The 15,352-nt window shown below is 51.7% G+C and carries 11 protein-coding genes; 5 read left to right on the top strand and 6 right to left on the bottom strand.

The genetic code is table 11. From position 1 onward, the window contains the following. Window positions 1-183 precede the first annotated feature (183 nt). The gene (locus FOE74_RS17075; protein ID WP_149099847.1) at window positions 184-1,974 is read left to right on the top strand and encodes a DUF885 domain-containing protein; all 1,791 of its coding nucleotides are present in this window, start codon (window positions 184-186) and stop codon (window positions 1,972-1,974) included. A gap of 1,042 nt (window positions 1,975-3,016) precedes the next feature. Here the strand turns inward: FOE74_RS17075 and FOE74_RS17070 are convergent. Continuing rightward, window positions 3,017-4,669: an NADP-dependent glyceraldehyde-3-phosphate dehydrogenase gene (locus FOE74_RS17070; RefSeq protein ID WP_149099846.1), complete on the bottom strand. Its 1,653-nt coding sequence runs from the start codon at window positions 4,667-4,669 to the stop codon at window positions 3,017-3,019. Between the two features lie 553 nt (window positions 4,670-5,222). On the opposite strand from FOE74_RS17070, the gene FOE74_RS17065 reads away from it, so the two are divergent. Next, complete coding sequence (locus FOE74_RS17065; RefSeq protein WP_149099845.1) at window positions 5,223-6,509, top strand: citrate synthase; 1,287 nt, start codon at window positions 5,223-5,225, stop codon at window positions 6,507-6,509. Window positions 6,510-6,664: 155 nt separating this feature from the next. Here FOE74_RS17065 and FOE74_RS17060 read toward each other — a convergent pair whose 3' ends face one another. Then, the gene (locus FOE74_RS17060; RefSeq protein ID WP_149099844.1) at window positions 6,665-7,153 is read right to left on the bottom strand and encodes a toxin-antitoxin system YwqK family antitoxin; all 489 of its coding nucleotides are present in this window, start codon (window positions 7,151-7,153) and stop codon (window positions 6,665-6,667) included. Window positions 7,154-7,305: 152 nt separating this feature from the next. Here FOE74_RS17060 and FOE74_RS17055 point away from each other — a divergent pair, with 152 nt between their 5' ends. Continuing rightward, complete coding sequence (locus FOE74_RS17055) at window positions 7,306-8,682, top strand: PhoH family protein (RefSeq protein WP_149099843.1); 1,377 nt, start codon at window positions 7,306-7,308, stop codon at window positions 8,680-8,682. A 153-nt stretch (window positions 8,683-8,835) separates the two neighbouring features. Here FOE74_RS17055 and FOE74_RS17050 read toward each other — a convergent pair whose 3' ends face one another. From FOE74_RS17050 to FOE74_RS17040, 3 genes are all read right to left on the bottom strand, one after another. Next, window positions 8,836-9,360: a DinB family protein gene (locus FOE74_RS17050; RefSeq protein WP_149099842.1), complete on the bottom strand. Its 525-nt coding sequence runs from the start codon at window positions 9,358-9,360 to the stop codon at window positions 8,836-8,838. A gap of 96 nt (window positions 9,361-9,456) precedes the next feature. Further along, window positions 9,457-10,218, bottom strand: coding sequence for a hypothetical protein (locus FOE74_RS17045; RefSeq protein ID WP_149099841.1), 762 nt, complete (start codon window positions 10,216-10,218; stop codon window positions 9,457-9,459). 140 nt (window positions 10,219-10,358) lie between these two features. Next, window positions 10,359-11,024, bottom strand: coding sequence for a toxin-antitoxin system YwqK family antitoxin (locus tag FOE74_RS17040; protein WP_149099840.1), 666 nt, complete (start codon window positions 11,022-11,024; stop codon window positions 10,359-10,361). Window positions 11,025-11,276: 252 nt separating this feature from the next. On the opposite strand from FOE74_RS17040, the gene FOE74_RS17035 reads away from it, so the two are divergent. Both FOE74_RS17035 and FOE74_RS17030 read left to right on the top strand, forming a co-directional pair. Next, a complete protein-coding gene (locus FOE74_RS17035; RefSeq protein WP_149099839.1) occupies window positions 11,277-11,714 on the top strand; it encodes a YkvA family protein in 438 nt (145 codons plus the stop codon). Between the two features lie 198 nt (window positions 11,715-11,912). Further along, complete coding sequence (locus tag FOE74_RS17030; protein WP_149099838.1) at window positions 11,913-14,177, top strand: S46 family peptidase; 2,265 nt, start codon at window positions 11,913-11,915, stop codon at window positions 14,175-14,177. Window positions 14,178-14,328: 151 nt separating this feature from the next. Here the strand turns inward: FOE74_RS17030 and FOE74_RS17025 are convergent, their stop codons facing one another. After that, window positions 14,329-15,219, bottom strand: a complete 891-nt coding sequence (locus tag FOE74_RS17025) for an SDR family oxidoreductase (protein ID WP_225840862.1) — start codon at window positions 15,217-15,219, stop codon at window positions 14,329-14,331. Window positions 15,220-15,352 lie beyond the last annotated feature (133 nt).

Here is a 15,352-nt window from a genome sequence, read left to right as displayed (position 1 = left end):
TCCTTCCCCGTCCTCTGGCAGGACCAGAAAGAAAGCAGTCTTTTTTCCCCCTGATTTTCGGGAATCCCCCTAAAAACAGGCACTTAGGGGCTAATCCTCTTGTAAAGGCAAGCCGATGCAGAAGCACGTTTACCTCCAACAATTCTTTATCTTGTCCTTTATTCCAACCCTCAAACAAAACCTATGAAGAAAATTTTGCTCATGGCCGCATTGGCCGGCGTGCTGTTTTCCTGTCAAAAGAAAGCAGATTCTGGGGCGGCCGCCAACGTGTGGCCCAACCAGCAGCTCATTACCATGTTTGAAACCTACTGGGATCAGAACCTGCGGTTCTTCCCCCTGGAAGCCACCGCACAGGGCGACAACCGCTACAACCACCTGCTGCCCAACGACAATACCCAAGCCTTCCGGGACAGCCTCCAGACTTTCTACCAGCAGCACCTGGACAAGTTGCACCAGTTTGACCGCGCCAGCCTGAACGCCAACGACCAGATCAGCTATGACATCTTTGAGTACGAGCTGGAAACCCGGCTGGAAGGCCTTAAGCTGAACACCTGGATGATCCCGTTCCAGCAATTCTGGGGGCTGCCCCTCACCATGGGCCAATTGGGCGCCGGCACCGGAAATCAACCGTTCAAGACCACCAAAGACTATGAGAACTGGTTGGGCCGCGTACAGGGTTTCACCGTATGGGCCGACAGTGCCATTGCCAACTTCCGGCAGGGAATGGCGGCCGGGGTGGTATTGCCCCGCCCCCTGGTGGTCAAGATGATTCCCCAGATGCAGAGCATGGTGGTTTCTGATCCTACCAAAAGCCTTTTCTACGGCCCAATCCAGAACTTTCCGGGTGAGGTTCCGGCCGCCGACCGTCAGCGCCTGACCCAGGCCTATCAACAAGCCATCAGCACCCAATTGGTGCCCGCGTACCAGAAACTGGCTACGTTCCTGCAGCAGGAATACCTGCCCAAGGCCCGCACCACCACCGGGATCAATGATGTGCCCGGCGGGAAGGACCTCTACACCTACTACGTCAAGTACTGGACCACCACAGATAAGGCACCTGACGAAATCTACAAAACCGGGCAGCAGGAAGTAAAGCGTATTACTGCAGAAATGCAGAAGGTGAAAGACCAGGTAGGCTTCAGAGGAAACATGGAGCAGTTCTTCACTTACCTGCGCACCAATCCCCGATTCACGCCCTATAAAACACCAGAAGAGGTGTTAAACGCCTTTAGGAGTATTCAAGCTAAGATTGAGCCCAACCTTCAGAAGATGTTCGGGCGTACCCCCAAAACCCCGTTTGAAATCCGCCAGACCGAAGCCTTCCGGGCTGCCTCTGCTTCCGCTGAGTACAACCAGGGCTCCCCAGATGGCACGCGTCCGGGTATTTTCTACCTGCCCATCTTAGACGCCACTAAATTCAACACCACCTCTGGCATGGAGTCGTTGTTCCTGCATGAGGCCATTCCCGGGCACCATTACCAGATCTCGCTGCAACAGGAAAACGAGAACCTGCCCAAGTTCCGGAGGTTCAGCTGGTACGGCGCCTACGGCGAAGGCTGGGCGCTTTACACTGAGTCGTTGGGCAAGGAACTGGGCCTCTACACGGACCCTTACCAGTACATGGGCGCCCTGGGCGATGAGATGCATCGCGCCATCCGGTTGGTGGTAGACGTAGGCATGCACACCAAAGGCATGACCCGCGGGGAAGCCATCCAGTACATGATGGCTAACGAGGCGATCTCAGAGGAAGGCGCTATTGCCGAAATTGAACGCTACATGGCCATTCCCGGCCAGGCTTTGTCTTATAAAACCGGCCAGTTGAAAATCAAGGAGCTTCGGGAGAAATACGAGAAAGAACTGGGCGACCAATTCAAGCTGGCCGCCTTCCATGATGAATTCCTGAAAGACGGCACCATGCCGTTGCGTCTGGTGGAGAAGAAAATGGATGACTGGGCGAAGCAGCAGAAGAAATAACGCCTTCCGCTGCGAAGGGCTTCCTTTTAAGAAGAATACATTTACCTGCTACTTTTTCAAAAGAGAGGCTATTGCTTTGGCAGTAGCCTCTCTTTGTTTGTATGGAGTAGTAGAAAGACTTCAGCCGTCTAGCCGTTGTTGGTGTTCTCACCAACAACCAAAACTGCTTCTCTCCTGCTTCTTTCTTAAAATGCTTTGGGTGCATGCCTTTTGCAGTTCCCCTGGCAGTACCGCTTCTAGCGATGATCCAGGTACGGCTCTTTACATAGGTGCCGCTAAGCGCTCACGGCCGCTAGGCCCCGTCTTCCTTTCTCACACTGCCCTTTCGGCCTGCGCTGTCTGTCCCCCTTAGTAATTGTCTATCTAGGGCCAAAAGCGAGGCGCTCGAAGGAAAGACTGGAAACAGGCAATGCGTCAGGGGATGGTGGCAGACCTTACAGGTTTTAAAAACCTGTGAGGTCTGCCACAATGCGCAAGCCTTCAACTTAGTTCTGTGGTTCGGTTGTACTTCCTTAACGAAGGGATAAAGTCAAGTAGAGGCTCTGTAAAATGGCATGATAAGAGGAATTCCCTCTCCCTCTGGGAGAGGGCTAGGGTGAGGGGCAGCGGTGGTTCCAAGAGAAACAGGTGCCCTCCCCTTGGAACCGTAGGAACAGGTATTGGCCTGTCCCTACGGTAGTTTTATAGTTACTGTTTTTCTAAGTGGTGGCTTCTTCCCCCTCATCCTAACCTTCTCCCCCGGGGAGAAGGAACTCCGCTTTTACATTAAGGACCTGTTTTACTGAAGGGAGGCAGAAAACGCATTTCCGCATAAAAAGCCCATGCCAACAAAATCAAACCCATGGTTCAAGTTTGCAACTTAGACCTACATTGTCGGGAAGTCTGTGACTTCCCTCGCTGCCCTGTAGCGAAATCGGGAAGCTTCAACAGAACCAATGACAGCTTAAACCTTTCACCCGCATGCCGGTACCACGGCCAAAACGAAAAAGCCTACGCAGAACAAGTCTGCGGAGGCTTTTGGCTTGTTTTCTGGAAAACACTCCTAAAAAATAAACTTGGTGCTTAGGAACGTTGATTTTTCTTCAGAGATGATCTGGTTCAGTAACTGCTTGTTGTTCTCGTTCATTTTGGTGGCTACCAGCGAGCGGATGGAGAACGAGCGCAAGGCATCTACCACGGAGAGGGTGCCTTCTGCGCTGTCTTTGCGGCCGGTGAAGGGGAAAGCGTCTGGTCCGCGTTGGCATTGGCAGTTGATGTTCACGCGGCTTACCTGGTTCACCAGCGGGTCAATGAGCGAGGCAACTTCTGAGGCATCCTGGCTGAAGATACTCACCTGCTGGCCATGGGTGGAAGCAATCAGGTACTGGATCGGCTCCTCCAGATCGTCATAGGCTACTACCGGGATGAGGGGCCCAAACTGCTCTTCGCGGTACAGCTTCATTTTCTCGTTCACCGGGTACAGGATGGCCGGGTACACAAACGACTCAAAGGCCGTGCCTCCACCGGGGTTCACCACTTTTGCTCCGTGCGCCAGGGCATCGTCAATGCACTCTTTCAGGTAGGCGGGCTTGTGAGGTTCAGGCAGCGGCGTAAGCGTCACCCCTTTCTCCCAAGGCATGCCGTATTTTAGTTTGGCTACTGCCTCTGTGAGATGCTCCAGGAAAGCCTCTACCTTGCTGCGGTGCACGAAGATGATCTTGAGGGCGGTGCAGCGCTGGCCGTTGAAAGATAGGGAACCCAGCACCGTCTCCTCCACTGAGAGCTTCAGGTCGGCGTGTGGGGTGATGATGGCGGCGTTTTTGGCGTCTAATCCCAGAATGGCCCGCAAACGGTTCACCTTGGGGTGCAGCTTTTTCAATTCGTTGGCCACCTTGCTGGAGCCAATGAGAGTGAGCACGTTGATCTGTCCGCTTTTCATCAAGGCCGGCACAATGGCGTGACCACGGCCGTAGATGGTGTTCACCACTCCCTCGGGGAAACTGTCTCTGAACGCCTCTAATAAAGGATAAAACAGCAAGGTGCCGTGCTTGGGTGGCTTGAAGAGGATGGTGTTGCCCATGATGAGCGCCGGGATCAACGTGGTGAAAGTCTCGTTGAGCGGATAGTTGAAAGGGCCCATGCACAAGACCACGCCCAACGGCGAGCGGCGTACCTGCGCCACAATACCCTGCTCTATCTCAAAGCGGGAGGACTGGCGGTCCAGGTTCTTTAGCGCGTCAATGGTGGCGTAAATGTACTCCACGGTGCGGTCAAATTCCTTTACCGAGTCAGCGTAGGATTTGCCAATCTCCCACATGATCAGCTTCACCACGGCCTCTTTCTGCCCGATCATCTTCTGGGTGAAGTGCTCTACACACCGGATGCGGCCGTCTACGCCCATGGTAGGCCAGGCGCCCCGGCCGTCGCTGTAGGCTGCCACGGCTGCATCCAGTGCCTCCAAGGCCTCTTTCTCCGTACACACGGGGTAGGTGCCAATAAGTTTGCGGGCATAAATCCCGTTGGGTTGGGCCAAGGCTACCGGGGAGTACACCTCGTGCACCGGTCCCGACCATTCCTTCATGAACCCATTGGAGAGGTACTCCCGCTGGTGCAGCTCCCCGGCCAGCGCGTAAGGCGCCGGCACCTCAGCATCTGTCACGAAAATCCGGCGAAGCGAATCCTGCGTAACCAGAGCAGTTTGGTCTTGTACTTCCATCTTACTTTTGTGTATAAGTGATTGGTGAGAAAACGAACTTCTAATCCAATCATACTTATTATTGTCATATCTTCAAAGCATTTTATTAATATTTAATAAATTTTTATTATATCAGCTATTTTTTTAAATATTTCTTGTATAATAACTTTTCTTTGAATTTTTGGCAATGAAATTTTCCTAACTGTTGTTTGTTTACCATTTTTGCAATACCATAAAGGTACAGCCCCCCTGTTTAAAGCGGGAAGCGCCAGCTAATCCTGGAAAAAATGAAAAGAAACGCTTCCTCTTCAGGCAGGAAATTTGCCCGGTTTTTCATTTTCCTTAGTAAGACTTATAACGCCTGAATCCCCTGCTCCTGCCTTCTATGCCCCTTCTGGTTTGTACTCAGAAAAGAAACAAAAGGGGTATGCGCAACTTTTTAGGCAAAACCTGCGCAATAGAGGGAATACTGGAACAAGTAGGTTCTGCATAACACTTTTCATTTTAAATCGCTTTTGGCTAACTTCGCCGCAAGGCGTCATACCCTAACTAAACACTCACTTAAAGAAGTAATATGTCTGATTTTGCTGAACTAATTCTAGAGGGCAAATCGTACCAGTTTCCGGTTGTAACGGGTGCTGAGAACGAGAAAGCCATTGATATCAATGCTTTACGCGCGCAAACCGGTTATATAACCCTAGACTCGGGCTACAAGAATACAGGGGCTACTGAAAGCGCCATCACGTTCCTGGACGGCGAGGAAGGTATTTTACGGTACAGAGGGTACCCGATAGAGCAGTTGGCAGAGAAATCTTCTTTTATTGAGGTTGCGTATTTATTGATCTATGGCAAGCTTCCCACCCAAACGGAATTAGACTTCTTCGCAAACGAAATCAAGATCCACACGCTGGTGAACGAAGACATGCGGAAGATCCTGGACGGTTTCCCTTCCGCTGCCCATCCCATGGGTATTCTTTCTGCATTGGTGAGCTCCCTTACTGCTTTCTACCCCGAGTCTCTTAAATCAAACCAGACCAAGGAAGAGGTAGATCTTTCCATCATCCGGTTGATGGCCAAGCTTTCCACCATTGCCGCCTGGTCTTACAAGAACTCGATGGGGCACCCAGTGAATTACCCAAAGAACAAACTGGACTACTGCTCTAACTTCCTGCACATGATGTTCGCCTACCCTACTGAGGAGTATGAGGTGAACCCAGTGGTGGTAGATGCGTTGAACAAGCTGTTGATCCTGCACGCAGACCATGAGCAGAACTGCTCTACCTCTACTGTGCGTTTAGTAGGTTCAGCCCACGCCAGCCTTTATTCTTCGGTTTCTGCCGGTATCAGCGCCCTTTGGGGCCCGTTGCACGGCGGTGCCAACCAAGCCGTGATTGAGATGCTGGAAGCCATCAAAGCAGACGGTGGTGATTCCAAGAAATACATTGAGAAAGCGAAAGACAAGAACGATCCGTTCCGTCTCATGGGCTTCGGGCACCGGGTGTACAAGAACTTTGACCCGCGCGCTACCATCATCAAGAAAACCGCTGATGAGGTGCTGACAGCCTTGGGCATCAATGACCCCATCCTGAACATTGCCATGGAACTGGAGCAAGCCGCCTTGACAGATCCTTATTTTGTGGAGCGCAAGCTGTACCCGAACGTAGACTTCTACTCCGGCATCATTTACCGCGCCATCGGCATCCCGACGGAGATGTTCACCGTGATGTTCGCCTTGGGCCGTCTCCCAGGCTGGATTGCCCAGTGGAAAGAGATGCGCGAAGCCAAAGAGCCCATCGGTCGTCCGCGCCAAGTGTACACCGGTGAAACTGAGCGCGACTATTCCGCTATCAATGAGCGCTAGTCAATCGCTTGCTTAGTTACTTATCAAATATAAAAGAGAAGGTCAGGCTTAACCGCCTGACCTTCTCTTTTATATCCCTTACTGGTTTTTAGCCTTCTTTTGAGAAAAGGCCGGTAAAACATCCTTTTCTATCTGTTACTAGTACTCAAGTGGCTTTAATTAGTCTTTAGAACCGGATCTCTGGTGGTGGGAGTCCCTTTCACAAAAGTCTTCACGCCCAGTGGGCGACCAACCTCATCAAAATACTCCCAGTCTCCCTCCCAATAGAAATGAACCCCACCGTTTTCGGCGTCTTTTAAAAAAGCAGTGCCTTTATGCGAGACTTGGCCGTTGGGGTGGTAATACACGGTTTTGATGTTCTGTTTCCGGCGGCGGATGCGCTCTGTGAAATACAGTCTGCCGTCTGGGGTGAAGGTTTTCCAGGCCCCTACCTCTTTTCCGTGCCGGTACCTGCCCACGTAATGGATCACCTTGGCGTCTGCATCGTGGTACACGCGCCACCGGCCGTTCTTCAGTTGTTTCTTGTCAAAGCGGTTCCATTGCCAAGGCCAGGCCTGTGCTGGTGCCGCCAGCAGGAATAGCGCCAGTATCAGAATAAACCATCCTCTCCGGTGGTGGGTGCTCTTTGTAGTAGACCAGGCCATAGCGTACGAGGTTAATGACAGGAAAAAGGAGAAGGCGGACACCTAAAATATAATGCCTTCTAATTATACTTTAAAACGAAATAATTGCCATCTTAGGTATTTATGATGCGCCTCTAACCGGAGGAAAATGTTCACCCTCTAACCCCTTTCGTGTGCAGACAACAACCAAACCCCGTAAGCGTGCAGCCAAGGCTACCACTGAGGCGCAAAAAGTAAAAAAGGCCTTTGTGCTGGATACCTCCGTGATTCTGTATGACCACAGCGCCGTGGAGCATTTTGGAGAGCATGATGTGGCCATCCCCATCACGGTGCTGGAAGAACTGGACAACTTCAAAAAGGGAAACGACATCAAGAACTTTGAGGCCCGGGAATTCATCCGCTACATTGACAATCTTTCCGCGGAACACATGCTGCAGACTTGGATTCCGTTGGCAGGGTCTAATAAAGGGCGTTTCAAGGTGCTTATGGGAAACGGCTCGCCCATAGACGCGGAGAAGATCTTCAATGAAGACAAAGCCGACCATAAAATCCTGAATGCCACCCTGTCGCTGCAACACGAGATGCCGGACCACCGCGTGACCCTGGTGACAAAAGACATCAACCTGCGGCTCAAGGCCCGGGCGCTCAACCTGTCGGCAGAGGATTATGAGACCGGCAAGATCCAGAATGTGACCAACCTGTACCGGGGCAATGACCTGGTGGAAGACATTCCGCAGGCGGTGATTACCAAACTCTATGATAAGGGAGAGTGCCCCGTAGAGGAAGCCATGCCCAACCCGCCTTCAGACAACCATTACTTTATCCTGAAAAGCAATAAATCTTCTGCCTTAGCCTATTATAACCCCCAGGAACGAATTCTGGAACGGGTAGACAAGCCCCACGCGGTAGGTATAAAGCCCCGCAACGCTGAGCAGACGTTTGCCCTGCACGCCATCCTGCACCCCGACATAAAACTGGTCTCCATCCAGGGGGTAGCTGGCACAGGGAAAACCTTGCTGGCTCTGGCCGGGGCCCTGGAGCAGCGCGAGACCTACCGCCAGATTTACCTGGCCCGCCCCATCATCCCACTCAGTAACCGCGACCTGGGCTTTCTTCCCGGCGATGTGAACTCCAAGATTGGGCCCTACATGGAGCCCCTGTGGGACAACCTCAAGTTTATCCAAAACCAGTTCCCGGAGCACAGCAAGGAAAGCAACCGCATCAAGGAAATGGTGGAAGATGACCGGCTCGTGATCACGCCCCTGGCCTACATCAGGGGCAGAAGCCTCTCCAACATCATCTTTATCGTGGACGAAGCCCAAAACCTGACGCCGCATGAAATAAAGACCATCATCTCCAGGGCCGGCGAAAACACCAAGATCATCTTCACCGGTGATATCTACCAGATTGACACCCCTTATCTGGACACCCAAAGCAACGGCCTGTCTTACCTCATTGACAAGGTCAAGAACCACCCACTTTACGCGCACGTGACGCTACAACGGGGCGAACGCTCAGAATTAGCCAACTTGGCCAATGAGTTGCTTTAGGGGTTGATTGATGATTGTTAATTGTCAATTGTTCCTAAAATCAGAATCCCTTTCAGGGCCGTTTTGAAAAAACGGCCCTGAAAGGGATTCTGATTTTAGGAAGTACCTCCCGAAAGAACAATTAACAATTAACAATTAGCAACTAACAATCAACTACAACTTCACCAGGTAACGCTCTTTCAGGATATTGAGGTGGTGGCGCTCATGGCCGGCAATGATGAAAGCCAGGGCTGCTACCGAAACGGGGCTTCCGTTGGCGTTGCCAAGTCTGGGGTAAGCGGCCGGGGCCATGGAATCAAACAAGGCGATGGTGGCTTCGCGCACTACCTTGTGTTCTTCCAACAAGCCAGCCAGGGTACGTTCATGAAAGAAAGCATGGGCCACGTAGTCGTTTTCGTCAAAGCCCGGCAAAGAATTCTGCTCCCCCCGGGCAATGCACAAGGCCCGGTACGCCATGATGCGCTCCGTGTCATTCATGTGCCCCAGCACCTCTTTAATGGACCACTTGCCCGGTGCATAGGCGAAGTCAGCTTCGTTCTCACTTACCCGGCCAAATAGTTGCAGTACATCATACCGTTGCTTCTGCAGTACCTCCAGCACATCTGCCTGGTCTGGGATGCTCTGCACATATTTCTCATAATAGGCATTGTATTCAGAGGGCTGAGGCTTTGGAATCATAGCAAGACAGTTTTAAGACCAGCACCAAGGTCGGAAGACTTGCCTTCTTTTACAACTACCGGCTCCTTTATGGGTCCCTGACCGGCCGATTTAACGTTATTGGTCAGGAGTGGTGGAAAACAGGTCTTTGCCTTCCTGGTTCTGCTTTTTCTCCCGCGCAAACTTTTCTTTCCGGGTCAAGATGTCTGACAGCATCCTTTCCTGCTTGTCCAGGTAGAATTTTAGTTCTGGGGTAGGAACAAAGGTGATCTGCTGCAGATAAGGGGCGTTTTCCTTCAGGTCCACCGCCACAATCTCGCACCGCAGCGCCTTCAGTTCCCTGATGATGGCGTTGAACTTGCTGCCCGTTGCTTCCAGCTTTATGGTATATTTCTCGTTATCGCGGTATCCGTACCGTACGTAAGCGCCGGCTAGAAAAGAATACCGCTCCTGGTTTTCTTCAAAAAACTTTGGTTTCAAGAGCCCCACCAGTTGCTTGTACCCCTTTTCATCCACCTCCTTGTTCCACTTGAACGAATACGCGGCGTGTACTTGCTCCACCAGCTTAGGAGAAACAATCCGTTTGAACTCAGGGCAGTAAAAACAATTGGGTTTCTCCCACTTCTCAATGGAGATCTGCACTTTGTCATAGGTGCGCTTATTGGTTTCCTTGATAAGGGAATCCAGGTAGTTGACCAAAATCGTTTCTGTGGAATGGAACTTGTCCAGGACGGGGCTTTCAGTGGGGTTGTCCTTCCACCACGTTCTTCCGTTGTAATCATCTATCAGGCCCAGCACATAGGGAGTGATCAGAAGTTTTTGGCCGTGGGTCGAAGAGAGAAAGCAGCAAAGGACACTCAGAAGTAGAAATCTTTTCATAAGCTAAAAGGACCAGGTGTGGCCAGTGGAAGATCAGGTATTGATTGAAAGAGAAAATGAATAAGGTATTGGTAACTTTTTAGTTTAAAGATGTTTATGACTAAAGTACTTTATGATCAAATGGCACGAATACCTGAAGGCTAATTTACCTTCTTGGGCATTACCCGCACGGTACTATCTCCGTTCTCATGGTACTCAATGAGGATTACCTCCTCTCCTTTCCGCATCATTTTGGTGCCGCTCCTGTATTTTCCGCCTCCCAGTTTTTCCCCTAATTTTAGCACCTGTGGTTTGGGAGGAGGCGGAGTATGGTTGACGGTGCCGTCTGCATAGGTAGTCTGCACGCCCCAGCCGTCTTCAAAAACCACTTTCTTATCAAGGTCCCCGTTGGGCTGGTAATACACCCATTCATCTTTCAGGAAAAAGCGGGGTGTCTTGCCGGTACGGTCCAACACCGCGATTCCTTTTTTATGCACTTGCCCATTGGGGTGGAATTCAAGGGTCTCCAGAATGTTTTTGCCTCCGTCTAGCCGGCAGATTTCCAGCTTCCGTAGCTTCTTATCGGCGGAGAAGGTTTTCCATTTCCCTACCATGTACCCATGCTTGTACCGGCCCTTGGTGGTCATCTGCTCCTTGTCCCCCACGGCATCGGTCAAAAAGACCCAGCGGCCATGGTGGCTCCCGGCCCGGTCAAACTGATTCTTGAAAAACAGGTTCACCAACGGCCAGGTTTTGATCTGGGCCTGGGTAGTGGAAGCCCCTAATAAGAAGCCACACGTGACAACAAAATAAAACCACTTTTTCATGCCGGCAGAAGTTGAGTGTACCCCATCTTGGCTTTCTTCCGGTGCAGGGGAAGGAGGGCATCGCCGCCAAAACTACCCTGGTGCATACCCCGGAAGATTGCCTTTCTAAATATATAACTTTATCTATTAAAAAGTAAAGGATATGTTGTTTTAGCCTTGTTTTACCTAAACCAGCCTTAAAAAGGGCAAGACATCCCCCTGCCGGTTACCTGCGTATACGCAGCATGTTTTAAGCCTTAACTACTGCTGTATATGACCACACTCTCAGAAAAAGGGTTGCAACTCTCTAAGAATGCTTTTTTCAACTTTATGGTCTCCCGGGCCTCGGGCATCATGAAAAAACCAGTTAAAATAGGATTGCTCCTGACTACCGCCTATGAAAGACTCACAGACGCCAACAGCAATGAAAGCGGCGTGAACCAGATAAAGGACCTTATGTTCCGGCTCATCAGGCTGGTGAAAGCCTACTACAGCGGCGCCTACCGGCAAGTGGAAACCAAATCGCTGCTGCTGGGGGTGGCCGTGCTTTTGTACCTGGTCACGCCTCTGGACCTGATCCCAGACTTCATCCCCATCATCGGCTTTGCCGATGACCTTAGCCTCATGGCCTGGTTTATCACGGCCTTCCAGGATGAGCTGCAAAAATTCCAGCTGTGGGAAGAAAGCTCAGTGGCCGTAGGGCATTCCTAGTCCTGGAAGAGCCCCTCTCCTTTACCCCGTTTAGGGCCTGGTTTAATAAAACAAGGCCCTAAACGGGGTTTTCTTTTTCTGCTCTGGCTGCGCGGGAAGCTCTCATTTCTTCTCTTCTGCTGATCGCCGATGGTACGCAAAACCCCATGAGAAGCAGATAATTGTTAATTTTGGAAAATTCACCACTTAAACGAACCTATGTTTAACCGCAAACAACTCTGCCTTTGGGTGTTGCTGGCTCTAAGTTCTTTTTCTGCCTCCGCTGACGAGGGCATGTGGCTTCCTATGTTGCTCAAGCAACTGAATGAAGCCGACATGCAGAAAAAGGGCATGCGCCTGTCCGCCGAAGACATTTACAGCATCAACAAATCCAGCCTCAAAGACGCCATCGTCCAGTTTGGGGGCGGCTGCACCGGCGAGATCATCTCCAACCAAGGCTTGCTGCTCACGAACCACCACTGCGGCTACGGCCAGATCCAATCGCACAGCTCGGTAGAGAACGATTACCTCACCAACGGGTTCTGGGCCATGACTCGCCAGGAGGAGAAACCCAATCCCGGCCTCTCCGCCACCTTTATTGTGCGCATGGAAGACGTGACCAAGCAGATTCTGGGAGATGTGCCAGCCGGTTTGCCGGAAGCCGAACGCGAGAAGCTGGTGCAGGCCAACATCAAGAAAGTGCAGGCCCAAACCACTACCGGCACGCACTATGAGGCCATCATCCGCCCATTCTTCTACGGCAACGAGTATTACATGTATGTGACCGAGACGTTCAAAGACATCCGGCTGGTAGGGGCTCCGCCCGAAAGCATCGGGAAATTCGGCGGCGACACCGACAACTGGATGTGGCCGCGCCACACCGGTGACTTTGCCCTGTTCCGCATTTACGCCGGGCCAGACAACAAGCCGGCGGCCTATTCCCCTGACAACAAGCCGTACGTGCCCAAGCACCACCTGCCTATTTCCCTGGCGGGCATCCAGCAGGGTGATTTCACCATGGTGTTCGGGTTTCCGGGTAGAACCACAGAGTACCTTCCTTCGCAGGCGGTCCGTGAGATTGCCGAAGTCTCTGACCCTGCCAAGGTGAAAATCAGGACTGTGAAATTGGGCATCCTGGACCAGGACATGAAAGCTGACCCCAAGGTGCGCATCCAATATGCCGCTAAATACGCCAGCGTGAGCAATGCCCACAAGAAATGGATTGGCGAGATGCGGGGCCTCAAGAAATTAGACGCCATTGCCAAAAAACAGGCACTGGAGCGTCAATTTTCGCAGTGGGTAGCCCAGGAAACCGGCCGCAAAAATACCTATGGCCAGGTTCTGGGGCAGTTTGAGCAGAACTACGCCCAATTAGGCCAGAACCTCACCCTGGGTCGTGACTACTACATGGAAGCCGTTTTAGGGGTGGAATTATTGAACTACGCCCAAAACTTCGTCCGGCTGGCGGACCTGCTCCAAACCAACGGCTCTGCCGCCGACGTACAGGCCCTTACCAAGCGCCTGCAGGAATCAGCCCCTGGGTTCTTCAAGAATTACAACCTGCCAACTGATAAAAAAGTATTTGCGGCCCTGATGGAGCTGTACGCCAAAGACCTGGATCCATCTCTGCACCCCGCTGCTTTTGGGGTAGTGGCCAAAAACCACAAGGGAAACTGGGCCGCCTTCGCGGATAATCTATACGCCAACACCAACCTGGTGTCTGAGCAGAAAGTACAAAACCTGCTGCAACTGGACCCTGCCGCCCTTAAAGCAAAGCTTACCGCCGACCCGGCTATCATGTTAATGTTCAACTTCATGGCGATCTACCAGAGCCAGATTTTACCAAAGTACACCCAGCTAACCGACCAGAACACCTTGTTGAACCGCACCTATCTGCAAGGACTGCGCGAGATGCAGAAAGACAAGAAGTTCTACCCAGATGCTAACTCTACCCTTCGGGTTTCCTTTGGGCAGGTAGATACCTACAAACCCGTTGACGGCGTGACGTACGACTACTACACCACCCTGGAAGGCATCATGGAGAAGGAAGACCCTTCCATCCCAGATTACAAGGTACCTGCTAAACTGAAGGAGCTCTACCAGAAGAAAGATTATGGTCCCTACGGCGTGAATGGCAAAATGCCGGTGGCGTTTATCGCCTCTAACCACACCACGGGCGGTAACTCTGGCTCACCGGTGATCAATGCCCGCGGGGAGCTCATAGGCACCAACTTTGACCGTAATTGGGAAGGCACTATGTCTGATATCATGTATGACCCTGACCGGGTGCGCAATATCAGCATGGACGCCCGCTATTTCCTGTTCATCGTGGACAAGTTTGCCGGAGCCGGCCACCTTGTAAAGGAGATGACCCTGGTGAACAACGGTCCTCAGACCCCAGCCCCCTCTGCCAGCAAGAAACAGCCGGAGCTTAAAATCAAGAAAAACAAGAAAAACACCAAAATCAAAGTGGAAGCAGAATAAGGCCATTGCCTTCTGTTTTCATCAAAGAAGCCCGGAAATGTTCCGGGCTTCTTTTTTTGCCGCTCCTTCAGGCCTAAAAACTTCAGACCATAATCGAAAGGCCGATTTTTAGCGATGAAAGGCTTCTATGGGTGGCCGCATTGGCAGTTGCCTATTCCGCCTGTTTGGGTTTCTTGCCACGAACCATGTCTTCAATGGTATCCCACATCTCATGCGGCACCTGGTCCAGGTAATTGAACTCGCCGCCGCCGTACAGCCACTCACCCCCGTCTATCGTAACCACCTCACCGTTCACATAAGCAGAATAATCTGAAATAAGGTAGGCTGCCAGGTTGGCTAGTTCCTGGTGTTCGCCGTAGCGTTTCAAAGGAATCCGGTTCAAAGGATCTAATTTCTTCGCTAGGGCCTCCGGGAAAAGGCGGCTCCAGGCGCCTTCCGTAGGGAAAGGACCCGGCGCAATGGCATTGGACCGGATACCGTATTTGGCCCATTCGGCTGCCAGGGACCGGGTCATGGCCAACACGCCGGCCTTGGCCGTGGCCGAGGGAACCACATAGCCGGAACCAGTCCAGGCGTAGGTGGTGACAATGTTGAGGATGGTGCCGGGCTGCTGCAGGTCAATCCAATGCTTGCCCAGGGTAAGGGTGCAGTTATAGCTACCTTTGAGCACAATGTCCACGATTACGTCAAATGCTTTGGGCGAAAGCCGTTCGGTGGGGCTGATAAAGTTTCCCGCGGCATTGTTCAGCAAGCCATGCACGGCCCCAAAACGGTCTAAGGTGGCTTGTAGCATGGCTTCCACCTCTAAGGGTTTGCGCACGTCACAGGCTACCGGCAGTACCTGACCACCGGTTTGATGGGCCATTTCCTGGGCAGCTTTCTCCAGCACTTCCATTTTACGGCTGGTGATCACAAGATTGGCGCCCAGTTGCAAGAAATACAGGCCCATGGATTTACCCAGGCCTGTTCCCCCGCCGGTAATGATAATCGTTTTTCCGTTCAGTGCCCCGTCGCGCAGCATTGGTTCTGTGTAAGTAGCCATGGTCAAAGTGGTATGGTGAAAGTGTAAAGTCTTATTTCTTGTTGTAGTTTCCTGAAGTAGCAATTTCTCTAAAAATAACCTAAAAACTCCTAGAGATACAACGGCCAAGGGTTTCTACAGCAAAAGAGGCTCT

Source organism: Rufibacter glacialis, assembly GCF_008271745.1.
Lineage (GTDB): Bacteria > Bacteroidota > Bacteroidia > Cytophagales > Hymenobacteraceae > Nibribacter > Nibribacter glacialis.
The sequence above is the reverse complement of the archived record's forward strand: the minus strand, read 5'-3'. Positions and strand labels throughout refer to the sequence as shown.